This window comes from Streptomyces sp. TLI_185 (assembly GCF_003814765.1).
Lineage (GTDB): Bacteria > Actinomycetota > Actinomycetes > Streptomycetales > Streptomycetaceae > Streptomyces.
Window position 1 is genome coordinate 3083616 of record NZ_RKRB01000001.1, and the last position, 23543, is coordinate 3107158.

General features: G+C 68.4%; 22 protein-coding genes and 1 riboswitch. Of the genes, 7 read left to right on the forward strand and 15 right to left on the reverse strand.

What is annotated here, in order from left to right; genetic code table 11:
- Positions 1–174: 174 nt before the first annotated feature.
- The 3 genes from EDD92_RS14010 to EDD92_RS14020 all read right to left on the reverse strand — a co-directional run bounded on the left by EDD92_RS14010 (position 175) and on the right by EDD92_RS14020 (position 3074).
- Complete coding sequence (locus EDD92_RS14010) at positions 175–1209, reverse strand: C40 family peptidase (protein ID WP_123964617.1); 1035 nt, start codon at positions 1207–1209, stop codon at positions 175–177.
- A gap of 248 nt (positions 1210–1457) precedes the next feature.
- On the reverse strand, positions 1458–2801 hold the full coding sequence (locus EDD92_RS14015; protein WP_123964618.1) for an NYN domain-containing protein: 1344 nt from the start codon (positions 2799–2801) through the stop codon (positions 1458–1460).
- Between the two features lie 33 nt (positions 2802–2834).
- Positions 2835–3074 carry a hypothetical protein gene (locus tag EDD92_RS14020; RefSeq protein ID WP_009309707.1) on the reverse strand — a complete coding sequence of 80 codons (240 nt, stop codon included), beginning with the start codon at positions 3072–3074 and terminating at the stop codon, positions 2835–2837.
- 165 nt (positions 3075–3239) lie between these two features.
- Here EDD92_RS14020 and EDD92_RS14025 point away from each other — a divergent pair, with 165 nt between their 5' ends.
- Both EDD92_RS14025 and EDD92_RS14030 read left to right on the forward strand, forming a co-directional pair.
- The gene (locus EDD92_RS14025) at positions 3240–3974 is read left to right on the forward strand and encodes a rhomboid family intramembrane serine protease (protein WP_123964619.1); all 735 of its coding nucleotides are present in this window, start codon (positions 3240–3242) and stop codon (positions 3972–3974) included.
- Positions 3971–4252: an Lrp/AsnC family transcriptional regulator gene (locus EDD92_RS14030; protein WP_030932635.1), complete on the forward strand. Its 282-nt coding sequence runs from the start codon at positions 3971–3973 to the stop codon at positions 4250–4252. The genes EDD92_RS14025 and EDD92_RS14030 overlap by 4 nt, the downstream gene beginning before the upstream one ends.
- A 125-nt stretch (positions 4253–4377) precedes the next feature.
- On the opposite strand, the gene EDD92_RS14035 is transcribed toward EDD92_RS14030, so the two are convergent.
- The 6 genes from EDD92_RS14035 to EDD92_RS14060 all read right to left on the reverse strand — a co-directional run bounded on the left by EDD92_RS14035 (position 4378) and on the right by EDD92_RS14060 (position 11503).
- The gene (locus tag EDD92_RS14035; RefSeq protein WP_123964620.1) at positions 4378–5739 is read right to left on the reverse strand and encodes an aminotransferase class V-fold PLP-dependent enzyme; all 1362 of its coding nucleotides are present in this window, start codon (positions 5737–5739) and stop codon (positions 4378–4380) included.
- Between the two features lie 164 nt (positions 5740–5903).
- A riboswitch (SAM riboswitch) is annotated at positions 5904–6020 on the reverse strand.
- A 71-nt stretch (positions 6021–6091) separates the two neighbouring features.
- Positions 6092–7156, reverse strand: coding sequence for an anthranilate phosphoribosyltransferase (gene trpD / locus EDD92_RS14040; protein ID WP_123964621.1), 1065 nt, complete (start codon positions 7154–7156; stop codon positions 6092–6094).
- Between the two features lie 132 nt (positions 7157–7288).
- Entirely contained in the window at positions 7289–8923 is a 1635-nt protein-coding gene (locus EDD92_RS14045; protein ID WP_123964622.1) for a cytochrome bc complex cytochrome b subunit, read from the reverse strand.
- Positions 8920–9996, reverse strand: a complete 1077-nt coding sequence (locus EDD92_RS14050) for a ubiquinol-cytochrome c reductase iron-sulfur subunit (protein ID WP_123964623.1) — start codon at positions 9994–9996, stop codon at positions 8920–8922. The genes EDD92_RS14045 and EDD92_RS14050 overlap by 4 nt, the downstream gene beginning before the upstream one ends.
- Positions 9993–10802, reverse strand: coding sequence for a c-type cytochrome (locus tag EDD92_RS14055; protein ID WP_123964624.1), 810 nt, complete (start codon positions 10800–10802; stop codon positions 9993–9995). The genes EDD92_RS14050 and EDD92_RS14055 overlap by 4 nt, the downstream gene beginning before the upstream one ends.
- An 80-nt stretch (positions 10803–10882) precedes the next feature.
- Positions 10883–11503: a heme-copper oxidase subunit III gene (locus EDD92_RS14060; RefSeq protein WP_099928236.1), complete on the reverse strand. Its 621-nt coding sequence runs from the start codon at positions 11501–11503 to the stop codon at positions 10883–10885.
- 145 nt (positions 11504–11648) lie between these two features.
- Between EDD92_RS14060 and EDD92_RS14065 the strand changes: the two genes are divergently transcribed.
- Positions 11649–12053 carry a response regulator transcription factor gene (locus tag EDD92_RS14065; protein ID WP_099928237.1) on the forward strand — a complete coding sequence of 135 codons (405 nt, stop codon included), beginning with the start codon at positions 11649–11651 and terminating at the stop codon, positions 12051–12053.
- Between the two features lie 103 nt (positions 12054–12156).
- Here EDD92_RS14065 and EDD92_RS14070 read toward each other — a convergent pair whose 3' ends face one another.
- The 4 genes from EDD92_RS14070 to coxB all read right to left on the reverse strand — a co-directional run bounded on the left by EDD92_RS14070 (position 12157) and on the right by coxB (position 16633).
- Positions 12157–13416: an Ig-like domain-containing protein gene (locus EDD92_RS14070; protein ID WP_123964625.1), complete on the reverse strand. Its 1260-nt coding sequence runs from the start codon at positions 13414–13416 to the stop codon at positions 12157–12159.
- A gap of 132 nt (positions 13417–13548) precedes the next feature.
- Complete coding sequence (locus tag EDD92_RS14075) at positions 13549–13947, reverse strand: cytochrome c oxidase subunit 4 (protein WP_123964626.1); 399 nt, start codon at positions 13945–13947, stop codon at positions 13549–13551.
- Positions 13944–15677, reverse strand: coding sequence for a cytochrome c oxidase subunit I (ctaD, locus tag EDD92_RS14080; protein WP_123964627.1), 1734 nt, complete (start codon positions 15675–15677; stop codon positions 13944–13946). Before ctaD ends, EDD92_RS14075 begins: the two co-directional genes overlap by 4 nt.
- A complete protein-coding gene (gene coxB / locus EDD92_RS14085) occupies positions 15674–16633 on the reverse strand; it encodes a cytochrome c oxidase subunit II (RefSeq protein ID WP_123964628.1) in 960 nt (319 codons plus the stop codon). Before coxB ends, ctaD begins: the two co-directional genes overlap by 4 nt.
- A 286-nt stretch (positions 16634–16919) precedes the next feature.
- Here coxB and EDD92_RS14090 point away from each other — a divergent pair, with 286 nt between their 5' ends.
- Entirely contained in the window at positions 16920–18299 is a 1380-nt protein-coding gene (locus EDD92_RS14090; RefSeq protein WP_123964629.1) for a cysteine desulfurase/sulfurtransferase TusA family protein, read from the forward strand.
- Between the two features lies 1 nt (position 18300).
- Here EDD92_RS14090 and EDD92_RS14095 read toward each other — a convergent pair whose 3' ends face one another.
- Positions 18301–19275: a carbohydrate kinase family protein gene (locus tag EDD92_RS14095; protein ID WP_123964630.1), complete on the reverse strand. Its 975-nt coding sequence runs from the start codon at positions 19273–19275 to the stop codon at positions 18301–18303.
- Positions 19276–19404: 129 nt separating this feature from the next.
- Between EDD92_RS14095 and EDD92_RS14100 the strand changes: the two genes are divergently transcribed.
- Complete coding sequence (locus tag EDD92_RS14100) at positions 19405–19614, forward strand: hypothetical protein (protein ID WP_030932599.1); 210 nt, start codon at positions 19405–19407, stop codon at positions 19612–19614.
- A 187-nt stretch (positions 19615–19801) separates the two neighbouring features.
- Complete coding sequence (locus EDD92_RS14105; RefSeq protein WP_123964631.1) at positions 19802–21610, forward strand: hypothetical protein; 1809 nt, start codon at positions 19802–19804, stop codon at positions 21608–21610.
- An 84-nt stretch (positions 21611–21694) separates the two neighbouring features.
- Here EDD92_RS14105 and EDD92_RS14110 read toward each other — a convergent pair whose 3' ends face one another.
- Positions 21695–22051, reverse strand: coding sequence for an iron-sulfur cluster assembly accessory protein (locus EDD92_RS14110; RefSeq protein WP_030582488.1), 357 nt, complete (start codon positions 22049–22051; stop codon positions 21695–21697).
- Between the two features lie 292 nt (positions 22052–22343).
- Between EDD92_RS14110 and nadA the strand changes: the two genes are divergently transcribed.
- Positions 22344–23528, forward strand: coding sequence for a quinolinate synthase NadA (nadA, locus tag EDD92_RS14115; RefSeq protein WP_123964632.1), 1185 nt, complete (start codon positions 22344–22346; stop codon positions 23526–23528).
- Positions 23529–23543 lie beyond the last annotated feature (15 nt).

The following is a 23543-nucleotide window of genomic DNA, read 5'->3' on the forward strand; positions in this document are numbered from 1 at the left end:
CAGACAGTAGCCCCGCGGTGGGGCAGCGGCCAAAGACCTCCGTGGCAACACAACGTGACGCCCCGCCTCTGACGCAGGTCATGGGCGGGGCGTGGGGTCAGTGCGGGTTCATGTAATTCGCCCGTTCGGGCGGACCGGTGTCCTGATCTTGCAACGGATCCTCAGGGGCGCGTGTCAGATCCGGACGCCGAACTGGAACGGCATGTTGTTGATCGACTCGTAGCGCACGGTGGTACCGGTGCGCGGGGCGTGGATCACCTGGCCGTTGCCCGCGTAGAGGGCGACGTGGTGCAGGTCGCCGTAGAAGAGCACGAGGTCGCCGACCTGGAGCTGGCTCTGGGAGTAGATTCGCGTGCCGGCGTTGGCCTGGGCCTGCGAGGTGCGCGGTATCGAGACGCCGGCCTGGGCGTAGGCCCAGGAGGTCAGGCCCGAGCAGTCGTAGGACGCGGTGCCGGTGGCGCCGTACACGTACGGCTTGCCGAGCTGGGTCTGGGCGGCGTTGAAGGCCGCCTGCGCGCGGCCAGAGGCGGCGGTCGCATTGCCGAGGTCCACCCGCTCGCTGGCCGAGCGGCTGGCGCGGGCGTCGGCGGCGGCGAGCGCCGCCCGCTCCGCGGCCGTCAGCGAGTTGAGCAGCTTCTGCGCCTCGGCGAGCTTGCCCTGGACGTCCTTCTTCTTCTTGCCCAGTTCGGTGCGGGTGGAGGCGAGGTCCTTGAGCTTGTCGGAGGCCTCGGCCCGCTCCTGGGCGAGTTCGCGCTGCTTCTCCTGGATCTTCTTCAGCGCCTCGACCTGCTGGGCGCTGAGCTGGTCGGCGGTGGACGCCTTGTCCAGGTAGTCGTTCGGGTTCGACGACAGGAAGAGCTGGAGCGAGGAGTCGATGCTGCCGGTGCGGTACTGCGCGGCAGCCGCCAGGCCGATGGAGTCACGCAGCTCGTTGAGCTCCTCCTGGCCCCGGGCGACGTTGTCCTGGATGGTGGAGATCTCCTTCTGGAGCTTCTCCTGCTTCTCCTTGGCGCCGTTGAACTTCTCGGTGGCCTGCTCGGCCTCCTCGTACAGCTTGTCGACCTTGGCCTTGACCTCGTCCTTGGAGGGCTTCTCGCTCGGCGCGGCGTTCGCGGCCTGGGCGCTGATAGCAACAGCGGCAGCAGCTGCGGTGGTGAGCACAGTCACACGAGCCCGGCTCGGCTGCTTCGGTCGACGATGGGACGCCACGGAAGAGGGCTCCTTCTTGTGAGTGATCACCCGCTCGGAGGTTCGAGGCCAGACCTTAGTGACCTTCCTGTGATCACTTCAAATCCTCGCGTGAAAAATCTTAGTGACGCAATGCATTCTTTGCACATAACCCACGTGCAGTGACGCGAGGTTGACGCTACGTTGCGTGACGATTGGCGCCAATTCGGGCATTAAACCTAGAAGTTCGACCTTCGGGACAGCGGCCCGGGAAACGACTCAGGAACGACTCAGGACAGCCGCTTCAGGAGCATCGCCGAGGCGACCGGGCGCGCGCCCGCGCGCGCCACTCCGTCGGCCACCTCGCGGTCGGTGGAGGCAACGATGACAGGCCTGCCGGGCGGCTCCGCGCGCACCAGCTGGCGGATCAACTCGTCCGCGGTGACGCCCGCTTTGGAGAACAGCACCCGCACTCCGCGCGGCGGCGCGAGCAGCACCGGAGCGGCCAGCTCGGCCCCGTCGAAGACGCAGGTGACCTCGGCGCCGGTCTGTGCAGCGAGTTGCGAAAGCTGGCCGAGGAGCCTCAACCGCTGCTTCTCCAGAGGCATTTGGGGATAACCCGTTTTGGTGACGTTGTAACCGTCGACGACCAGGTGCGCCTGCGGCAGCGCGAGCAGCTGGTCCAGGATCGCGGGGTCATTTTCAGACAAAGCGCGCGCAGCAATGTCTTTCGGGGTCATTCGCCCCGGTTCGACCGCATCGACGGTCTCCGCCGGCCGTACGGACACGGGCGGCAACGCCAGCTCCCGGCGCAGCCCTTGCGCCGCGTCCAGAACGGTGTCCAGAAGCAGGCGCACGCGCATGTCCTCGACACTGCGCCCCTCGCGCGCTGCTTTGCGCGTGGCCTCCAGGGCGGCCTCCGCCTCCCCGAGCCGCGACTTCAGCCGCCGGGACTCGCTCTCGGCCGCGGACACCTGCGCCTGGCCCTCGGCGCGTACGGCCTCGATCTCGCCCTGGATCTTGCGCAGGGCGGCCTCGCCCCGCTTGACGTCACTGAGGGCCGCTCGCAGCTTGCGGTGCAGCGAGTCGGCCTCCTTCTTGGCGGCGTCCAGCTCGGCACGGAGCCGCTCGGTGTCGACCCGGGTCTGCTCCCGAGCCCGGTCGAGCTCCGCGCGCAGCCGCTCCAGCTCGGCGCGGCTCTCCTCGTCGGCGCGCTCGGCGTCGGCCCGCTGAGCCTCCTCGCCGGCCGCGGTCACGAGCTTCACCCAGCCGGTGGGCCGCAAGACATAGGCCGCGGCCGCCACGTCGAGCGGATCCGCGGCCGGGGGCGGCGAGCCGGAGTCGAGAGCGCCGGTGAGTTCCGGCTGGGCCTCTCTGAGCTTCTCCCCGATGCGCTGCCGGAACAGCGGATCGGTCTCCAGCGCGGCCGCCATCGCGTTGCCGGCGAACTTGGCCCGCCGGTTCGGCGCGAACCGGGCGTACTGCCTGAGCTGTGCGGGCAGTTCGCCGACGGTCAGCCCGCCGAAGCCGTCCGAGACGATCTGGACGACCTTGCGGCGCACTCCGTCGGGCAGCGGACGGTCAAGCACCTCGGCGGTGCCGTCGCCCGGCCCCCCGCCTGTGGTCTCCACCATCCGTCACACCCCATTACCTGTGGGGCCGCTCCCTCAGGAGTCGGCGCCCGGCCTGTCCACGAGTTCCACCTGATCCACCGCGTTGCACCAGCGACAGCGCACCGACTCGATGGTCTCACTGACCACCTCGCGCTCCTCGACCTTGGGCTCACCGGCCAGATCGAGGTGGACGTACTCGACGACCTTCGACGAGCGGGTCACGTCGAAACGCGTGAGGTTGCCGCAGAGGGTGCAGCGCCACCGCGTCGTGGCGGTCGGGAGGGGAACCGTCATCGTGCCTGTGCTCTTTCCTTCTAGGCCTTCTATTGTCAGTGACGCCCCAGCTTCCCTGGGCGTGTGGCTCGTAACCCTACGGCCTGGCGCGGACTCGCCGCCCGCCCGTCCACGGCGGCGAGGCGGTCTGTGCGACTGCGTCCCGTTACGTCATGCTCTGTGTTCATGATCGGCAAGTGGAGCGCGACCGTCGGCAGAGCGATCCGGCGCCCCTCGGCGCCCATGACGTACACGCTGATCACTCTGTGCTGTCTGCTCTTCGTGACCGGCCCGGCAGCGGGCCTCAATCCGGTCCACGGCTCCGGCGACGCGCTGCTCGCCGCCCAGCGCGCCTATTTCCACCGCTGGGGCGTGGTCCCGGCCGAGCTGTTCCAGGGCTCCCCCAGGGCCGCCCTGACCCCCGCCACGGCCCTGTTCGTCCACGGCAGCTGGGTGCACCTGCTCGGCAACATGCTCTTCCTCTACGTCTTCGGGGCGATGACCGAGGAACGGATGGGCCGCGTCCAGTTCACGCTCTTCTACGTCGGCTGCGGCTACCTCGCCCTGCTGGGGTACGCGGCGGCCAATTCCACGTCACAGCAGTCCCTGGTCGGCGCGTCCGGGGCGATCTCCGCGGTCCTGGGCGCTTTCCTCTACCTCTTCCCCGGCGCCCGGGTGACCAGTCTTCTGCCGTTTCTCTTCTTCCTCCCCCTGCGCTTCCCCGCCTGGATCGTGCTGCCCTTCTGGGTGGCCCTGCAGTGGCTGGCGGCCGGGCATGCGGCGACGGGGCCGGGGGTGGCCTATCTGGCCCACCTGGTGGGCTTCGGCCTGGGCTTCGTCTACGCCTGGGTGCGATTCGGCCGTACAGCTAGAGTGAGGTCCGCCCCAGCTCCGGCCCCCGAGGGAGAGAACCAGCCGTGATCACCGCGATCGTCCTCATCAAGACCAGCGTGGACCGGATCCCCGAGATCGCGGAACGGATCGCTTCGCTGGAGAGCGTGAGTGAAGTCTTTTCCGTGACCGGGACGTACGACCTGATCGCGATGGTGCGGGTGAGTCAGCATGAGGATCTTGCTGACGTGATCCCGGGCAGTATCAGCAAGATTCCCGGTGTCGAGGCGACGGATACACATGTTGCTTTCCGGACGTACTCGCAGCACGACCTTGAGGCCGCATTTGCCATCGGGCTGGATTCGTGATCTTCGCCTAGGCGCCTGCGGGGCGCGGAGCGTTTGCGAGTGCCGGTCCGTCGTGGCTGGTCGCGCCCACGCGGCGGAGCCGCAAATTGATACAGCCCCGCGCCCCTAAAGACCAAAGCCGCTGCTCACACGGCAGGGACGCAGCGGCCGTCCTCCGTGCGGTACTGCCACTTCGCACCGTCCGCCACCAGTTCCTTCACGGCGGTGACGAAGCGCTCGACGTGTTCGTCGGGGGTGCCGGCGCCGAAGCTGACGCGGATGGCGTTGAGGGACCTTTCGCCGGGGGCGGCCTCGGGAGCGCCGCACTCGCCCTGGGTCTGCGGGTCGCTGCCCAGGAGAGTGCGGACCAGCGGGTGGGCGCAGAAGAGGCCGTCGCGGACGCCGATGCCGTACTCGGCGGAGAGCGCGGCGGCGAAGTGCGAGCTGTTCCAGCCCTCGACGACGAAGGAGATCACGCCCACGCGGGGGGCGTCGTCGCCGAAGAGGGAGAGGATCCGCACGTCGGGCACCTCGGCGAGGCCCGCCCTGACGGTGTCGATCAGGTGCTGCTCGCGGGCGACCAGCGTGTCGAAGCCGGCCTCGGTGAGCGCCTTGCAGGCGGAGGCGATGGAGTAGGCGCCGATCACGTTCGGGGAGCCGGCCTCGTGGCGGGCGGCGCTGTCGTGCCACTCCACGTCCACACCGCCGTCCTCGCGCCGGGTGACCTTGCGGCTGGCGCCGCCGCCCGCGAGATAGGGGTCGGCGGCCTGCAGCCAGTCGGCGCGGCCGGCCAGCACGCCGGAGCCGAAGGGCGCGTACAGCTTGTGGCCGGAGAAGGCGACCCAGTCGACGTCGAGGTCCTGCACGGAGACCGGGTGGTGCGGGGCGAGCTGGGCGGCGTCCAGGACGATACGGGCGCCGTGCGCATGGGCGGCAGCGGCGAGCTCGCGCACCGGCCACAGCTCGCCGGTGACGTTCGAGGCGCCGGTGACGCAGACCAGGGCCGGGCCGTATGGGTCGCGGTCGGCGAGGGCGCGCTCCAGGGTCTCGACGGCCTGCTGCGGGGTGCGCGGGGCGTCGAGGCAGGTGACCCGGGCATCCCTCCAGGGCAGCAGGCTGGCGTGGTGCTCGGTCTCGAAGACGAAGACCTGGCTGTCGGCCGGGAGCGCCTGCGCCAGCAGGTTGAGGGAGTCCGTCGTGGAGCGGGTGAAGATCAGCTGGTCGTCGGCCCGGCAGTCCAGGAACTCGGCAACGGTCCGGCGGGCGTTCTCGAAGAGGTCGGTCGACAGCTGGGAGAGGTAGCCGGCGCCGCGGTGGACGCTGCCGTAGTAGGGCGCGTAGGCGGCCACGTCGTCCCAGACGCGCTGGAGGGCGGGGGCGCTGGCCGCGTAGTCGAGCGCGGCGTAGGTGACTTCGCCGCCCGTGACGAGCGGGACGGTGACATCCCGGCCGAGAACGGGCAGGGGCGCACAAACGGTCTGGGCGGTGGCAGCGGTGGAGACAGACATGGCGAACTCCTGTGAGGGGTGAGCGGAATCGCCGTACCGGACGATTGCGTCGACGGCACGGGAGAAGGTGAAAGGGGTATGCGGAGGCGGGGCTCTACGCCCTATCGCATTCGCTTGCTCACAGAAGACTCCCTCGAACGACCAGGACCCCTGGTGTCGAGAGGGGCCCGCGCTTGCCGTAGACCTCGCTGCCTACGGCCTGGTCTTCACCCGGGGCACCCCGCCACGGACGGAGGGTTGCCGGACAGTCGGCCGGGGCCTCATGACTGTCACTCATGACCTGAACAGGAACGTACGTGAAGTGATCGCGGTCCCGCAACTCGTGTCCGAATTACGGGACCGCACTCCCCTGCTATGCGTTGCTGGCCGCCACCCAGCGCTCCAGGACCCGCTTGGCCGCGCCGGAGTCGATCGACTGCGCCGCCTTGTCCATGCCGGCCCGGATCTGCTCGGCGAGGGTCCCGGGGCCCGGGTCGAGGGCCACGAGCGCGGCCGCCGAGTTCAGCAGTACGGCGTCCCGTACGGGACCCGTCTCGCCGTCGAGGAGCCTGCGGGCGACCTCCGCGTTGTACGACGGGTCGGCGCCCCGCAGGGCCTCCACGGGGACCAGCTCGATGCCGACGTCCCGCGGGTCGAAGGTCTCCTCGGTGACCTTGCCGTCGCGGACGATCCAGACCCGCGAGGTTGCTGTCGTGGTCAGTTCGTCGAAGCCGTCGTCGCCGCGGAAGACGAGGGAGGAGTTGCCGCGCTCGGCCAGGACGCCCGCGATGAGGGGCGCCAGGCGCGGGTCGGCGACGCCCACCGCCTGAGCCTTCACCTTCGCCGGGTTGGTCAGCGGACCCAGGGCGTTGAAGGTCGTACGGATGCCCAACTGGCCGCGTGCGGCGGCCACATGACGCAGTGCCGGGTGGAACTTGATGGCGAAGCAGAACGTGATGCCGGCTTCCTCGGCGACCTCCGCAACCCGCTTCGGCGTCAGTTCCAGATTGACGCCCAGCTTCTCCAGGACGTCCGAGGCGCCGGACGCGGAGGAGGCGGCCCGGTTGCCGTGCTTGACGACCTTGGCGCCCGTGCCGGCGATGACGATCGCCGACATCGTGGAGATGTTCACCGTCTTCGCGCCGTCACCGCCCGTGCCGACGATGTCGACGGTCCGGCCCGGCACCTCGATCACGTTCGCGTGCTCGTACATCGTCCGGACCAGTCCGGTGATCTCCTCGACCGTCTCGCCCTTGGCGCGCAGCGCCACCGCGAACCCGGCGATCTGCGCGTCGGTCGCCTCGCCGCGCATGATCAGGTCCATCGCCCAGGCCGTGTCGTCCGCCGTGAGGTCCTGGCCGCCCAGCAGGCCGTTCAGCAACAGGGGCCAGGAACGGCCCGCCGCGGTGTCGCCTCCAGCGGGGGTCACAGCGCTCATAAGGCCGCTCCTGGTCGTCGTAGAAGAAGAAACGAGTGTGAGGCCACCCTATCCAGCTCACGGCATGGAAAAGGGCCCCCGTCCGAAGACCGGACGGGGGCCCTTCTGCCGTGGCGTGGCGAGCCGCAGCGATCAGTGGTGGCCGTGGCCGCTCGTGATCTCCCTGTACTCCTCGACGGTCGGCTTCGGAATCTGGGACTCCTCGCCGTAGTACGCCTCGCTGAGCTTGGCGCGCAGCCGCTCGGAGCCCTTGACCTTGCGCTCGACGCCGTTCTCGTCGACCGTCGGGCCGATCTCGGCCGGCTTGTACTGCTCGTGCGCCGTGAGGGTGTGCAGGGCGTCCTGGCTGAGGGGCTCGTGCACCTCGATGAACTCACCGTGCGGCAGGCGCTTGATGATGCCCGACTCGCGGCCGTGCAGCACCTTGTCCTTGTCCCGGCGCTGCAGGCCGAGGCAGATCCGCTTGGTGGCGACGAACGTGAGCACCGGCACGACGAAGAAGCCGACGCGCACGAACCAGGTGATCGCGTTGATCGACAGGTGGAAGTGCGTGGCCCACAGGTCGTTGCCGCCACCGACCATCAGCACGAAGTACCAGGAGATCCACGCGGCACCGAACGCCGTACGCGTCGGGGCGTTGCGCGGACGGTCCAGGATGTGGTGCTCGCGCTTGTCGCCGGTGACCCAGGACTCGATGAACGGGTAGACCGCGATCGCGACCAGGACCAGCGGGAAGATCACCAGCGGGATGAACACGCCCAGGACGAGCGTGTGGCCCCAGAGGTTGATCTCCCAGCCCGGCATCGTACGGATCAGACCCTCGGAGAAGCCCATGTACCAGTCGGGCTGGGCGCCGGTGGACACCTGGTCCGGACGGTAGGGGCCCATGGCCCAGATCGGGTTGATCGAGGCGATGGCCGCGATGGCCGTGATGACGCCGAAGACCAGGAAGAAGAAGCCTCCGGCCTTCGCCATGTACACCGGCAGCAGCGGCATGCCGACGACGTTGTTGTTCGTCTTTCCGGGGCCCGCGAACTGCGTGTGCTTGTGGTAGAAGACCAGGATCAGGTGGCCCACCATCAGGCCGAGCATGATGCCCGGCAGCAGCAGGATGTGGACCGAGTAGAACCGGGCCACGAAGTCGCCGCCGGGGAACTCGCCGCCGAAGAGGAACATCGACAGGTACGTGCCGACGACCGGCACGGACAGGATCGCGCCCTCCATGAAGCGGACACCGGTGCCGGAGAGCAGGTCGTCCGGGAGCGAGTAACCGGTGAAGCCGGTGAACATGCCCAGGACGAGCAGCAGGAAGCCGAACAGCCAGTTGACCTCACGCGGCTTGCGGAACGCGCCGGTGAAGAACACGCGCATCATGTGCACGAACATGCCCGCGAGGAAGATCAGCGCGGCCCAGTGGTGGATCTGCCGGATCAGCAGACCACCGCGCACATCGAAGGAGATGTGCAGGGTCGAGTTGAACGCCTCGGACATCATCTGGCCCTGCAGCGGGATGTAGCTGCCGTGGTACTCCACCTCGTTCATCGACGGGTGGAAGAACAGCGTCAGATACACACCCGTGAGGATGAGGATGATGAAGCTGTACATGCACACTTCGCCCAACATGAACGACCAGTGGTCGGGGAAGATCTTGCGCATGTTGGTCTTGGCCAGGGAGTAGATCCCCAGCCGGCCGTCGGCCCAGTCGGCGACGCGCTCGCCGGCCGGCGCTTTGCCGCGCCGGGACTCGGTGTTCTCGTTGGTGCTCATCCGCGCTCCCAGAATGCAGGACCGACGGGCTCTTCGAAGTCGCCGAGCGCCTCGAGGTAGCCCTGGTCGTTCACGCCGATGCGCAGCTGCGGCAGGGCGTGACCGGCGGGGCCGAAGATCACCCGGGCACCGTCGGACAGGTCGAAGGTGGACTGGTGGCAGGGGCACAGCACGTGGTGCGTCTGCTGCTCGTACAGGGAGATCGGGCAACCGACGTGGGTGCAGATCTTCGAGTACGCCACGATGCCCTCGTGCGACCACTCGAGCTCGCGCTTGTCCTTGATGTTGTCCGGCTGGATCCGGACGATCATCAGGGCCGCCTTGGCGATCTCGGTCTGGAAGTTCTCGTCGTGCTCCTCCAGGCCCTCGGGCTTGGCGAAGGTGAGCGAGCCGACCGCGACGTCGGAGGCACGCAGCGGCTCGTTGGTGTTCATGTTGACGAGCAGCTTGCCCTTGGACCACAGCGTGTGGCGGAGCTTGGTCCCCGGCAGCGGTCCGAGGTCGCGCAGCAGCATGACGCCGGAGAGCGGGAACAGGGCCAGCGCACCGAACATCGTGTTGCGGATGAGCTTGCGGCGGCCGAGCGCGGACTCCTTGGCGCCCTCCTTGAAGTCGGCCATGACCTTGGCCTTGACCTCGGGGGACGCCTCGATCGGGTGCCGCTCATCGGCGATCTCCACATCGGACATCAGGGTGCGGGCCCAGTGGACCGCGCCCGCGCCGATGGCGAACAGCGCCAGGCCCAGGGTCAGGCCGAGCGCGAAGTTCAGCGCGTTGATGTGGCCGATCGGGAACACGAAGATCGACTTGTCGTGCGGGATCGCCACGTACGAGGCGATGAACCCGACCGTGGCCAGCATCGAGACCGTGAACAGCATGGCCACCACACGCTCGGACCGCTTGGCGGCCCGCTCGTCGATGTCCTGCACCCGGTGCTCGTGGGGCGGCAGACCGGGGTCCGCGAACGGGTTCTTCTCGTCCGCGACGGTCACCGCACCGTGCTCGCCGTGCTCGTTGTGTCCTGCGGAGTGCTCGGCAGGCAGGTTCTCTTCTGGAATGTCTTGGCTACTCATGACTTCTTGGCCTTTGCGGTCCGAGCGGCGACCCAGACGGCGACCGCGATCAGCGCGCCGAGTCCGAAGATCCAGGCGAACAGGCCCTCGGAGACCGGGCCGAGTCCGCCCAGCTCAAGGCCGCCGGGGCTCTCGGTGTCGTCACCGTTGACCGCGTTCAGGTACGCGATGATGTCCTTCTTGTTCTGCTCCGACATCGTGGTGTCGGGGAACGACGGCATGTTCTGGGGGCCGGTCTGCATGGCCTCGTAGATGTGCTTCGGGTCGACGCCCTCGAGGCTGGGCGCGAACTTGCCGTGCGTCAGCGCACCGCCCTTGCCGGTGAAGTTGTGGCACTGCGCGCAGTTGGTGCGGAACAGCTCGCCACCCTTGGCGATGTCGGCACCGTCCGGGCCGTACTGCGCCTTCGTCGGGATGGAGGGGCCGGCGCCGAGGGAGGAGATGTACGCGGCGAGCTGGTCGATCTCGGCCTGCGTGTAGATGACCTTCTTCTTCGGGACCTGAGCGCCCGGCTGCTGGGCCGGCATACGGCCGGTGCCGACCTGGAAGTCGACGGCCGCGGCGCCCACGCCGACGAGGCTCGGACCGTCGGTGGTGCCCTGACCGCCGGTGCCGTGGCAGCTGGCGCAGCCCACGGAGTAGAGCTTCTTGCCCTCGTCGATGGCGAGAGACTGGGCGGTGTCATCGGCCTGCGCCCTGCTCGCGGGTGCGAACGCGGCGTACAGCCCCCCGGTGCATGCCAGCGCGAGGAGTAGGACGACGAGAGCCGCCATGGGATGGCGTCGTCGTGCGGAGAGCTTTTTCACGGATTACCCCGGTGTCAGGATCTTCTGCGTCGATGCTTGTGGGTTGTGCGCCTCACGGGCGCACGCGGGAACGGGCCCGGCTACTTGATCAGGTAGATCGTGGCGAAGAGGCCGATCCACACGACATCGACGAAGTGCCAGTAGTAGGACACGACGATGGCCGCGGTCGCCTGCTCGTGGGTGAACCTCTTGGCCGCGTAGGTGCGGCCGAGAACGAACAGGAAGGCGATGAGGCCGCCCGTCACGTGCATGCCGTGGAACCCGGTGGTCAGGTAGAACACCGAGCCGTACGGGTCGGAGGACAGGGAGAGCCCGTCCTCCTTCACCAGCTCCGTGTACTCGAAGATCTGACCGCCGATGAAGATCGCACCCATCACGAACGTGATGATGAACCAGCCCCGGAGCTTCTTCACGTCCCCGCGCTCGGCGGCGAACACGCCGAGCTGGCAGGTGAGGGAGGAGAGCACCAGGATCGTGGTGTTGGTCGCGGAGAACGGAAGGTTGAGATGGCTCGCCATCTCCTTCCAGTGATCCGGACCGGTCACCGATCGCAGGGTGAAGTACATCGCGAAGAGGGCCGCGAAGAACATCAGCTCGGAACTCAGCCAGATGATGGTTCCGACGCTGGTGAGGTTCGGCCGGTTGACCGACGGGTGCGCGTGCCCGGTTTCTACTGTCGTTGCTGTCGCCACGACCGACATTATGTCGGTCGCTTATCCCGCCCTCACTCCGGGGGGTGCCGTTCGGAGTGTTGCTCCCGTCCATACCGGTGTTGACGTGGTGTTGAACGGAGTAACATCCGCCCCATCGGGCCTTTCCGTACGACGCTGACGTCTCGGAGGAACTATGCAGCCGACCGCCACGGTGCTGGTCTACAGCGACGACTCCAACACCCGCGAACAGGTGCGGCTCGCGACCGGGCGCAGGCCCGCTCCCGACGTTCCCGTCGTCGAGTTCCTGGAGTGTGCGACGCCGGCCGCCGTCATCAAGGAGCTGGACCGGGGCGGGATCGACGTCTGCGTCCTGGACGGCGAGGCGGTGCCCATGGGGGGCATGGGGGTGTGCCGGCAGATCAAGGACGAGGTGTTCAACTGCCCGCCGGTGCTTCTGCTCATCGGGCGGCCTCAAGATGCGTGGCTGGCCACGTGGAGTCGGGCTGATGCGGCGGTCACCTTGCCGGTGGAGCCGGTGGAGTTCGCGGCCGCGTTGGCTTCTCTGTTGCGGCAGAAGGCGCTTCAGCAGAGCGCCTAGTAGCTCGGGGGTGCGGGATTCTCGCGGCTGCGGGCCCGTTGTGGCTTGTCGCGCCCACGTGGCGGAGCCGCATATCGACACAGCCCCGCGCCCCTTTGGGGCGCTACACCGCCGTCGGCCTGAGACGTGCTGCGTCCTGTGGGCTGGGGCCGTCGGGGGTGCCGCCTACGAGGGCGCTGCCCCGGCGCCACTGCTTCCAGGCCAGGTTCCAGTCGCCGAAGCCGTTGCCGAAGGGTTCCATGGTGTCGCCGTTGGAGTTGACGACCTTCACCACGTCGCCCTCGTGGATGGTGTTGAAGAACCATTCGGCGTTGGCGGTGCTCATGCCGGTGCAGCCGTGGCTGACGTTGGCGTAGCCCTGGGAGCCCACGGACCAGGGGGCGGCGTGCACGTACTCGCCGCTCCAGGTGAGGCGGGTGGCCCAGTAGACGGGCAGGTCGTAGGATTCGGCGCTGCCTTCGGCGATGCCCACGGTGGCGCTGCGCATGCGTACGAAGGACTGCTTGCCCAGCACGACCTTGACGCCGTTGCGGGTCTCGAAGCCCGGCTTGCCGGTGGTGACGGGGAGTTCCCTGATGTCGTCGCCGTTCTTGTACACCGTCATGGAGTGCGCCGAGGCGTCGGTGACGGCAACGATGCTGTCGCCGATGGTGAGCTTCAGCGGCTTGCTCTTGGCTCCCCACAGGCGGTCGCCGACCTTGATGCCGTCCAGGTTGCTGTGCACCTGGACGGTGGCGTGGGCGGGCCAGTAGTCCTTGGGGCGGTAGTGGAGTTCCTTGTCGTCCACCCAGTGCCAGGCGCCCTGCACGGCGGGCACGGAGTCCACTCGTAGCGCCCGTTCGACGATGGCGCGCTGTGTCCTGTCCTTGACGGGCCGGTTCAGTTGGGCGGTGACGGGCTGGCCGACGCCGTAGTCGCCGGAGTCGGGCCCGAACTTCACGTCCAGGCGCTTCTTGGTGGTGGGGGTGCTGGTGTCGAAGGTGAGGACCTTGCGGCCCGGCGCCCCGTCCCCGTCCTCCGTGCTCACCCGCACCGTGTAGTGGGCGTTGGCGGCGAGCGGGGAGGTGCTGTGCCAGCGGGTGCCGTCGGCGGAGAGTTCGCCCGCCACGAAGCGGCCTGCGGCGTCCGTGGCGGTGACGTCCGTGATGCGGCCGTCGTCCTCTGCGGTGACCTCGAGGGCCTTGTCCGGGTCGGCTTTCTTCGCGCCGCCTTTGAGGCCGTTGAAGGAGAGCTGGTCCGTCGCGTCGTACGGCTTGTCGGCCAGCGGGTTGCCCCCGCTGCTGCAAGCGGTGCCGCCCGCGCCGAGGGCGATCACCAGCAGAGTGCAGCTGACGACGGTGCGGGTGCGCGGAGAGTGGTTCATGTCCCTCACGCTATGGACGTTCGTCAAGGACGGCGCGCGGTGTAATCCGTACGAGGTAACGGTATTGGGGCAAAAGTGGGAGCCCGGACGCTCCTTACGGAGTGTCCGGGCTCCTGATGCGCTCAGCGCGTGCTACTGGGTGCGGTTCTCACCGCGGTAGTACTCGAAGACCCAGCCGTACAGGCCGATCATGATGATCGGCGCCGAGAAGTACAGCAGCCACCAACCGATCGCGATCGACAGGAAGGCCAGCGCGCCACCGACGCCGAGGGCGAGCGGCTGCCAGCTGTGCGGGCTGAAGAACCCGACCTCGCCGGCGTCGTCCGCGACGTCCGCCTCCTTGTTGTCCATGGCACCCACGTCGACCCGCCGGGCCGTGAAGCCCAGGTAGAAGCCGATCATGATGCACAGACCGAAGGACAGGAAGAGCGCCGTGGTACCGACCGGCTCCTTCGACCACACGCCATAGACCACCGCCATGGCGAGGACGAAGACGCTCAGCCACATGAACATCTTGCCCTGAACCTTCACTTGCCGGCCTCCTTGCCACCAGCCAGAGCCTTCTCACCGTGAGGCGCGTTCTCGAGCTGGTCGAGAGCGGCGATCTCAGGGTGGTGCAGGTCGAACGCCGGGGATTCGCTGCGGATCCGCGGCAGGGTGAGGAAGTTGTGCCGCGGTGGCGGGCAGGACGTCGCCCACTCGAGCGAGCGGCCGTAGCCCCACGGGTCGTCGACCTCGACCTTCTTGCCGTACTTGGCCGTCTTCCACACGTTGTAGAGGAACGGCAGGATCGACATGCCGAGCAGGAACGAGCTGATCGTCGAGATCGTGTTCAGGGCGGTGAAGCCGTCGGCCGCGAGGTAGTCCGCGTAACGGCGCGGCATGCCCTCGGCACCCAGCCAGTGCTGGACCAGGAAGGTGCCGTGGAAGCCGATGAACAGCGTCCAGAAAGTGATCTTGCCGAGGCGCTCGTCGAGCATCTTGCCGGTCATCTTCGGCCACCAGAAGTGGAAGCCGGAGAACATCGCGAACACGACGGTGCCGAAGACGACGTAGTGGAAGTGGGCCACCACGAAGTACGAGTCCGAGACGTGGAAGTCCATCGGCGGCGAGGCCAGGATGACACCGGTCAGACCACCGAAGGTGAAGGTGACCAGGAAGCCCGTCGCCCAGAGCATCGGGGTCTCGAAGGACAGGGACCCCTTCCACATCGTTCCGATCCAGTTGAAGAACTTCACGCCGGTCGGGACGGCGATGAGGAACGTCATGAAGGAGAAGAACGGGAGCAGTACACCGCCGGTGACGTACATGTGGTGGGCCCACACGGTCACGGACAGACCCGCGATGGCGATGGTCGCGCCGATCAGGCCCATGTAGCCGAACATCGGCTTGCGGGAGAAGACCGGGATGACCTCGGAGATGATGCCGAAGAACGGCAGCGCGATGATGTACACCTCTGGATGGCCGAAGAACCAGAAGAGGTGTTGCCACAGCAGGGCGCCGCCATTGGCCGCGTCGAAGACATGTGCCCCGAATTTCCGATCCGCCTCCAGCGCGAACAGCGCGGCGGCGAGGACGGGGAAGGCGAGCAGGACCAGCACCGCGGTCAGCAGCACGTTCCACACGAAGATCGGCATGCGGAACATGGTCATGCCGGGCGCGCGCATGCAGATGATGGTGGTGATGAAGTTGACCGCACCGAGGATCGTGCCGAAGCCGGAGAAGGCCAGACCCATGATCCACAGGTCGGCGCCGATGCCCGGGCTGCGGACGGCGTCCGACAGCGGGGAGTAGGCGAACCAGCCGAAGTCGGCCGCGCCCTGCGGGGTGAGGAAGCCGCCCACCGCGATCGTCGAGCCGAACAGGTAGAGCCAGTAGGCGAACATGTTCAGCCGCGGGAACGCCACGTCGGGCGCGCCGATCTGCAGCGGCATGATCCAGTTCGTGAAACCGGCGAACAGCGGCGTCGCGAACATCAGCAGCATGATCGTGCCGTGCATCGTGAACGCCTGGTTGAACTGCTCGTTCGACATGATCTGCAGGCCCGGACGGGCCAGCTCGGCGCGCATGAGCAGCGCCATGACGCCGCCGATGAGGAAGAACGCGAACGACGTGACGAGGTACAGCGTTCCGATCGTCTTGTGGTCAGTGGTCGTCAGCCACTTGATCACGACGTTGCCGGGCTGCTTGCGCCGGACCGGCAGCTCGTCCGCGTAGTGGGACTCCGCCGCGGCGCCCTGGGGTTCGTTGACGATGCTCACAGGTTGTTCGTCTCCCGGTTCTTCTCGTGGCTCGTCTGCGCGATGCCGGCGGGAACGTAACCGGTCTGCCCCTTCTTGGCGAGTTCCTGGAGGTGCTTCTCGTAGAGGTCCGGGGAGACGACCTTCACGTTGAACAGCATCCGGGAGTGGTCGACGCCGCAGAGCTCGGCGCACTTGCCGAGGAAGGTGCCCTCCTTGTTGGGGGTCACCTGGAAGGCGTTGGTGTGGCCCGGGATGACGTCCATCTTCATCAGGAACGGCACCACCCAGAAGGAGTGGATGACGTCACGCGAGGTCAGGACGAAGCGGACCGTCTTGCCCTTGGGCAGCCACAGGGTCGGGCCCGGGTTGTGGGTCTTCGGGTCCTTCGAGGCCGGCGTACCGACGTCGTAGACACCGCCGGCGTTCGCCGGGAACTCCTTCTTGAACCGGTCCGGAATGGCGGCCAGGTTCTCGTCGGTCTTCGCGTCACCGGTGGAACCGGCGACGGGCTCGATGTAGTTGAAGCCCCAGCTCCACTGGAAGCCGACGACGTTCACGGTGACGTCGGGCTTGTCGGAGAGGCTGAGCAGCTTCGACTCGTCGCGGGCCGTGAAGTAGAACAGCACCGAGACGATGACGAGCGGAACCACCGTGTACAGCGCCTCGATCGGCATGTTGTACCGGGTCTGCGGAGGAACTTCGACCTTCGTGCGGCTGCGCCGGTGGAAGAAAGCACTCCACAGGATCAGGCCCCACACCAGCACGCCGGTGGCGAGCGCGGCAGCCCAGGACCCCTGCCACAGGGAGAGGATCCGCGGAGCCTCTTCCGTGGTCGGGGTGGGCATACCAAGGCGGGGGAAGTCCTTGTATGTGCAACCGGTGGCGGTCGCCAGGACCAGGCCCGCGGTCATTGCCTGCAGCAGCTTCCGCCGCATCGGGCGCCGCGGCGAGCGGTCGGAGCCGTTGGGACTCACGTAGCGCCTTCCCGAGAGTCTCGCCCGCGCGGTTGGCTGCGGCCTGCCTTCTTCGGTGGTCGGTCGCCGCCCTGCGTCGGGCAGGGGTTTGGATGTTTATGCGGACCAAACCCTAGCCGACGCCCTCCGCGGGTTCGCGGGGAGGGGTGCCTAGTCACTCCGCGGGTTAGCTGGATTGGCGGCTGCGGGTTTGTGGGGGCTGGTCGCGCCCCGCGGCGGAGCCGCTGATGTCATTGCCCCGCGCCCCTTTAGGGCGTTGCAGTGAACGGCGGTTTAGCGTTGCTGTGTGGGCTACTTCGACGCTGCTTCCAGTGCTCCTCTTCATCCTGTTGCCCGGCAAGCTCTGCTGGCCTCGCTCGATGAGGGATGGGCCGATCCTGCACGCCTCTATCGGGAAGGGCGGCGCGCGCGGATGTTGCTGGACGCCGCTCGGGAGGCCGCCGCCGAGGCTGTGGGGTGCCGTGCCGACGAGCTGGTTTTCACCTCTTCCGGGACCCGGGCCGTGCATGCGGGAATTGCTGGGGCGTTGGGCGGGCGTCACCGGGTTGGGCGTCACCTGATCGTGTCGGCGGTCGAACACTCCTCGGTGCTCCATGCGGCTGACGCGCACGAGGCCGGCGGTGGGAGCGTCACGCAGATCGAGGTGGACCGGCAGGGCAGGGTGACGCCGGCGTCGTACGCGGACGCCCTCCGCCCGGACACCGCGCTGGCCTGTCTCCAGTCGGCCAACCACGAGGTGGGGACCGAGCAGCCGGTGGCCGAAGTGGCTGCCGTGTGCCGGAAGTCCGGCGTGCCGTTGCTGGTGGATGCGGCGCAGTCGCTGGGGTGGGGGCCGGTCGGGGGTGACTGGTCCCTGCTTACGGCCAGTGCGCACAAGTGGGGCGGGCCCTCGGGGGTCGGGCTGCTCGTCGTACGAAAAGGTGTGCGGTTCGTGTCCCAAGGGCCTGCGGACGAGCGGGAGTCGGGGCGGGCCGCCGGGTTCGAGAATCTGCCGGGGATCGTGGCCGCAGCCGCCTCGTTGCGGGCGGTGCGGGCGGAGGCCGAACAAGAGGCGGTACGGCTGCGGGAGCTGACGGAGCGGATCCGCGTGCGGGTGCCGCGGTCGGTGCCGGACGTGGAGGTGGTCGGAGATCCGGAGCGGCGGCTGCCGGGGATCGTCACCTTCTCCTGTCTCTATGTCGACGGGGAGACATTGCTGCACGAGCTGGACCGGGAGGGTTTCTCCGTTTCCTCCGGGTCGTCCTGCACCAGCAGCACGCTGACGCCCAGCCATGTGCTGAAGGCGATGGGGGTGCTGAGTGAGGGGAATGTGCGGGTTTCGCTGCCGATGGGGACGCCCGAGGAGGACGTCGAGCGGTTCCTGGCGGTGCTGCCGGCCGCGGTGACGGGGGTGCGGGAGAAGCTGGGGGCGCCGGTTCCGGCGGCCACCGTGCAGCAGGACGACGCCCTGGTCGTCGACGCGCTCGGCAAGCGCTGCCCCATACCCGTCATCGAGCTCGCCAAGGTCATCGGGGATGTGCCGGTGGGCGGCACGGTGCGTGTCCTGTCCGACGACGAGGCGGCCCGGCTGGACATCCCGGCATGGTGCGAGATGCGGGGCCAGGAGTACGTGGGTGAGGAGCCGGCGGACCACGGTGCTGCGTACGTGGTCCGCCGGGTGTCGTAGCTCAGGCCAGGTGCTTCTGGACCTCCGCGGCGGCCTCGTCGCCGTAGGCCTTGGCGAACCGGTCCATGAAGTGGCCGCGGCGCAGCTGGTACTCCTGGGTGCCGACCGTCTCGATGACGAGCGTGGCGAGCATGCAGCCGACCTGGGCGGCACGCTCCAGGGAGACGCCCCAGGCGAGGCCGGAGAGGAAGCCGGCGCGGAAGGCGTCGCCGACGCCCGTGGGGTCGGCCTTGCGCTCCTCCTCCGCGCAGCCGACCTCGATCGGGTCCTCGCCGACCCGCTCGACGCGGACGCCGCGCGAGCCGAGGGTGGTGACGCGGTGGCCGACCTTGGCGAGGATCTCGGCGTCCGTCCAGCCGGTCTTGGACTCGATCAGGCCCTTCTCGTACTCGTTCGAGAAGAGGTATGTGGCGCCCTCCAGCAGTATCCGGATCTCGTCGCCGTTCATCCGGGCGATCTGCTGGGAGAAGTCGGCGGCGAAGGGGATCTGGCGGGAGCGGCACTCCTCGGTGTGGCGGAGCATCGCCTCGGGGTCGTCGGCGCCGATCAGGACCAGGTCGAGGCCGCCCACGCGGTCGGCGACGGTCTTCAGCTCGATCTGCCGGGCCTCGCTCATCGCGCCCGTGTAGAAGGAGCCGATCTGGTTGTGGTCGGCGTCCGTCGTGCACACGAAGCGGGCGGTGTGCAGGGTCTCGGAGATGCGGACCGACTCGGTGTCGACGCCGTGCCGGTCCAGCCAGGCGCGGTACTCGTCGAAGTCGAAGCCGGCGGCGCCGACCAGGACCGGGGTCGTGCCGAGCTGACCCATGCCGAAGGCGATGTTCGCGCCGACGCCGCCCCGGCGTACGTCGAGGTTGTCGACCAGGAAGGAAAGCGAGACCGTGTGCAACTGGTCCGCGACGAGCTGGTCGGCGAAGCGGCCGGGGAAGGTCATGAGGTGGTCGGTGGCGATGGAGCCGGTGACTGCGATGCGCACGGCGGGGACTCTCCTGTGGGAGACGGGTTGACACTTCACGCTACCGGGTCGTAGCCGGGCTCTGAAGTGGCCAAAACTACCCGATAGTAGATCTTTCTTCGCAGGCTTCGGCGTGCATACGGTTCCGCTATGACGAACCTGAAGGTCCATGCCCCGGTCCCGGTCGACCTGGAAGGCGACCTCGCGTCGCTGCGCGGCGACTGCGCCCGGATGGTCCCCCACTGGGCCGCCCCCGACCGCATCACTTCCCGCCCGGTCTCCCCGTCACTCATCCACGGCGTGATCGTGCCGCCGAAGTCGGCCCGGCTGCTGGACTCGATGTCGGACTACGGAGACTGAGTACGGGTCTGTAGTCCACTACGGCCCGGTAGCCGGGCCGGCGCATGTGAAGGGAACCGCGCGCTCCTCCGTTGCGTCCCATCGCCGTCCCCCGCGAAGGGGATGTGCGATACGACCCTCCAGCAGGCCGTTTTGACAGGGCCGGGTCAGGGTCACAGGACAGCTGTGCAGGCGAAGGAGCGATGCGGTGAACACCGAGCGACCCGACAACGACGCCCCGGACGAGAACGGCGCCGTCGGCTCCCCCGAGGAGCAGGGTGCCGTGGAGGAGCAGGGCGCCGTGGGCGCCGAGGCTCCGGGCGCCACGGAGGGCGATGCGGACGCTCCTGGAGAGGAAGCCGGCGCGGAGGAGACCGGGGCCGAGGGGGAGGACGCCGAGGTCGAGGCGACCGGCGCGGGCGAGGAGACCGCCGTGGTCGGGGCGCCCGAGGCCGTCGGAGAGACCGAGGTTGCCAAGGCTCCGACGTTCGACGAGGGCGACTCCGAGATTCCCGACGCCACCCCCGATCCGGACGCGGAGGAGCTCCACCCGTCCCGCCGCCGCTCCCCCGTGCTCATCGCCTCCGTCGCCGCTGCCGTGCTCCTGGTGGGAGGCGGCGGGGCGTACCTCGCCGCATCGGCCTCCGGCGGGTCCGGCGGTCGTACGGGCTCCGGGGCCTCCGGCGACGGCACCACTCCCCCGCCGCTCGCGCTCGACGGTTACTCCGAGGGGGGTACGAACGGGATCGCGCCCGGGGAGCCCAACCCGTACGGCGTGCAGTACAAAGCCGCCGGTGCCCTGCCCGACGGGCCGGACTCGGCGCCCGTGTACCGGGCGGCCGGCGAGGTCACCAAGGACGAGGTGGCGCGGCTGGCCGAGGCCCTCGGGCTGGACGGGACACCGGTGGCGCAGGGACAGGCCTGGCAGGTCGGGCCGGACAAGGACGGATCCGGGCCGAGCCTCGTGGTGGACAAGCAGGCGCCGGGGACATGGACGTTCCACCGGTACGCGGCCGGCACCGACGCCTGTCAGAAGGTCATCGCGTGCACGAAGGATCCCGCGAACCCGGCCGGCGCCACGGTGAGCGAAGCCGCGGCGAAGAAGGCCGCGGCGCCGGTGCTGAAGGCGGCCGGCCAGGACGACGCGAAGGTGGACGCGAGCCAGGTCATGGGCGCCCAGCGGGTGGTGAACGCGAACCCCTTGGTCGGCGGGCTGCCCACGTACGGCTGGACGACCGGGCTGACCGTCAGCGCCCGGGGTGAAGTGGTCGGCGGCAGCGGGCAGTTGAAGGCGCCGGTGAAGGGCGACACGTACCCCGTGCTGGGTGCGCGGAAGACGCTGGACCTGATGAACTCGGCACCCACGCCCGACCACCGCATGGGCATCGGCGGCTGCGCCAGCCCCGTACCGCTGAAGGACCGGCTGGAGGCGCCGTGCGGGCAGTCGACGTCCGGGGCGGGCGCGACGCCGGCGAAGCAGACCGTCACCGTCGGCGGTGCGGTCTTCGGGCTGGCCGTGCATGCGGTGAACGGGCGGCAGGCTCTGGTGCCGTCCTGGCTGTTCCAGGTGAAGGGCGCCGGCGCGCAGAACGGCTTCACGGTGACGTATCCGGCCGTCGACCCGAAGTACCTGGCCTCGAACTCGACGACGCCGTCCGGGGAGCCCACTCCGCCGGCGACCGCGTCGAGTGGCGGGCCCACCTCGGCGCCGGCCACCCGTGACGTCGAGGTGGACTACTACACCACCGACGGCAAGGAGCTGAGCCTGGGCTTCACCGGCGGTGTGTGCGCCGACTACAAGGCGACGGCGAGTGAGAGCTCCGACAAGGTGACCGTGAAAGTGACCGAGACGCCCTGGAAGGGCAAGATCTGCATCATGATCGCCAAGGCGATCGACAAGACGGTGCAACTGGACCAGCCGCTGGGCGACCGGAAGGTCGTGGGTACCGACGGCAAGGAGATCCTGCTGCCGAACCCGGGGCAGCGGCTGCCGGGCAAGACGGCCGGGGTGCAGTAGCCCGCCGGATACACGAAGGCGGCGGCCCTGTCGGAGGGGGCCGCCGCCTTCGGCTTGTTCAGTTGTTCAGCAGCTCAGCAAGGCTCAGCTGAAGGAGTCGCCGCAGGCGCAGGAGCCCGTCGCGTTCGGGTTGTCGATCGTGAAGCCCTGCTTCTCGATGGTGTCGACGAAGTCGATGGACGCGCCACCCAGGTACGGGGCGCTCATACGGTCGGTGACGACCTTGACGCCGCCGAAGTCCTTCACCACGTCACCGTCGAGCGAACGCTCGTCGAAGAAGAGCTGGTAGCGCAGGCCGGAGCAGCCACCGGGCTGAACGGCGACGCGCAGGGCCAGGTCGTCACGGCCTTCCTGGTCGAGCAGGGCCTTGACCTTCGCCGCGGCGGCGTCGGACAGGATGATGCCGTCGGTGACGGTGCTGGTCTCGTCCGATACGGACATCTACATCTCTCCCGGGTTGTACGGAGACTGCTTGCCGACTGGTGCAACCGGCAAGGCCGCGGATTCATTCCGGGCCGGGCGCCTGTTTTCGGTGCCTCCTTCATGCTCGCACATGCGATGGCGAGCGGAAAACGGCTCATCGGGATTCATGTCACATCGACGTTATGACCATCGTCAAACTGACGTGAAGCGGGTTATGATAGATAGCGTCAGTTCGACGAGAAGCACGTCCGTAGATTCCATCCGCAGAACCTCCAGCAGAACCTCCCGCAGAACAGAAAGGGTGCGTGTCGTGACCACCGCCCAGACCCCGGAGCTCGACGTACAGCCGACTCCTCTCGCCCTGCTGCTGCTCGGCCGCGAGGCCGACCCGAAGAGCGAGCGGGGCGTCGAGTGCCCCGGCGACCTGCCGTCCCCGTCCGACCCGGACCTGGTGGCCCGTGCCCGCGCGGCCAAGGAGAAGCTGGGCGACAAGGTCTTCGTGCTCGGCCACCACTACCAGCGCGACGAGGTCATCCAGTTCGCCGACGTCACGGGTGACTCGTTCAAGCTGGCCCGGGACGCGGCGGCGCGTCCGGAGGCCGAGTACATCGTGTTCTGCGGTGTGCACTTCATGGCGGAGTCCGCGGACATCCTCACCTCCGACGACCAGAAGGTCGTCCTGCCGGACCTCGCGGCCGGGTGCTCGATGGCGGACATGGCCACGGCCGAGCAGGTCGCCGAGTGCTGGGACGTGCTGACCGAGGCCGGCATAGCCGAGCAGGTCGTGCCCGTCTCGTACATGAACTCGTCCGCGGACATCAAGGCGTTCACGGGCAAGCACGGCGGCACGATCTGCACCTCGTCCAACGCCAAGAAGGCCCTGGAGTGGGCCTTCCAGCAGGGTGAGAAGGTGCTGTTCCTTCCCGACCAGCACCTCGGGCGCAACACCGCCGTCCGCGACATGGGCATGTCCCTGGAGGACTGTGTCCTCTACAACCCGCACAAGCCGAACGGCGGGCTGACGGCGGACGAGCTGCGCGCCGCGAAGATGATCCTGTGGCGCGGCCACTGCTCGGTGCACGGCCGGTTCTCGCTGGACTCGGTGAACGACGTGCGCGAACGCATCCCGGGCGTGAACGTCCTCGTCCACCCGGAGTGCAAGCACGAGGTCGTGGCCGCGGCGGACTACGTCGGCTCGACGGAGTACATCATCAAGGCCCTGGAGGCCGCGCCCGCCGGGTCCAAGTGGGCGATCGGCACGGAGCTGAACCTGGTCCGCCGCCTCGCGAACCGTTTCGCGCCCGAGGGCAAGGAGATCGTCTTCCTCGACAAGACGGTCTGCTTCTGCTCGACCATGAACCGCATCGACCTGCCCCACCTGGTCTGGGCGCTGGAGTCCCTGGCCGAGGGCAACCTGGTCAACCGGATCGAGGTCGACAAGGAGACCGAGGCGTTCGCGAAGCTGGCCCTGGAGCGGATGCTGGCGCTGCCGTAGCCCTGTGCCCCGCCG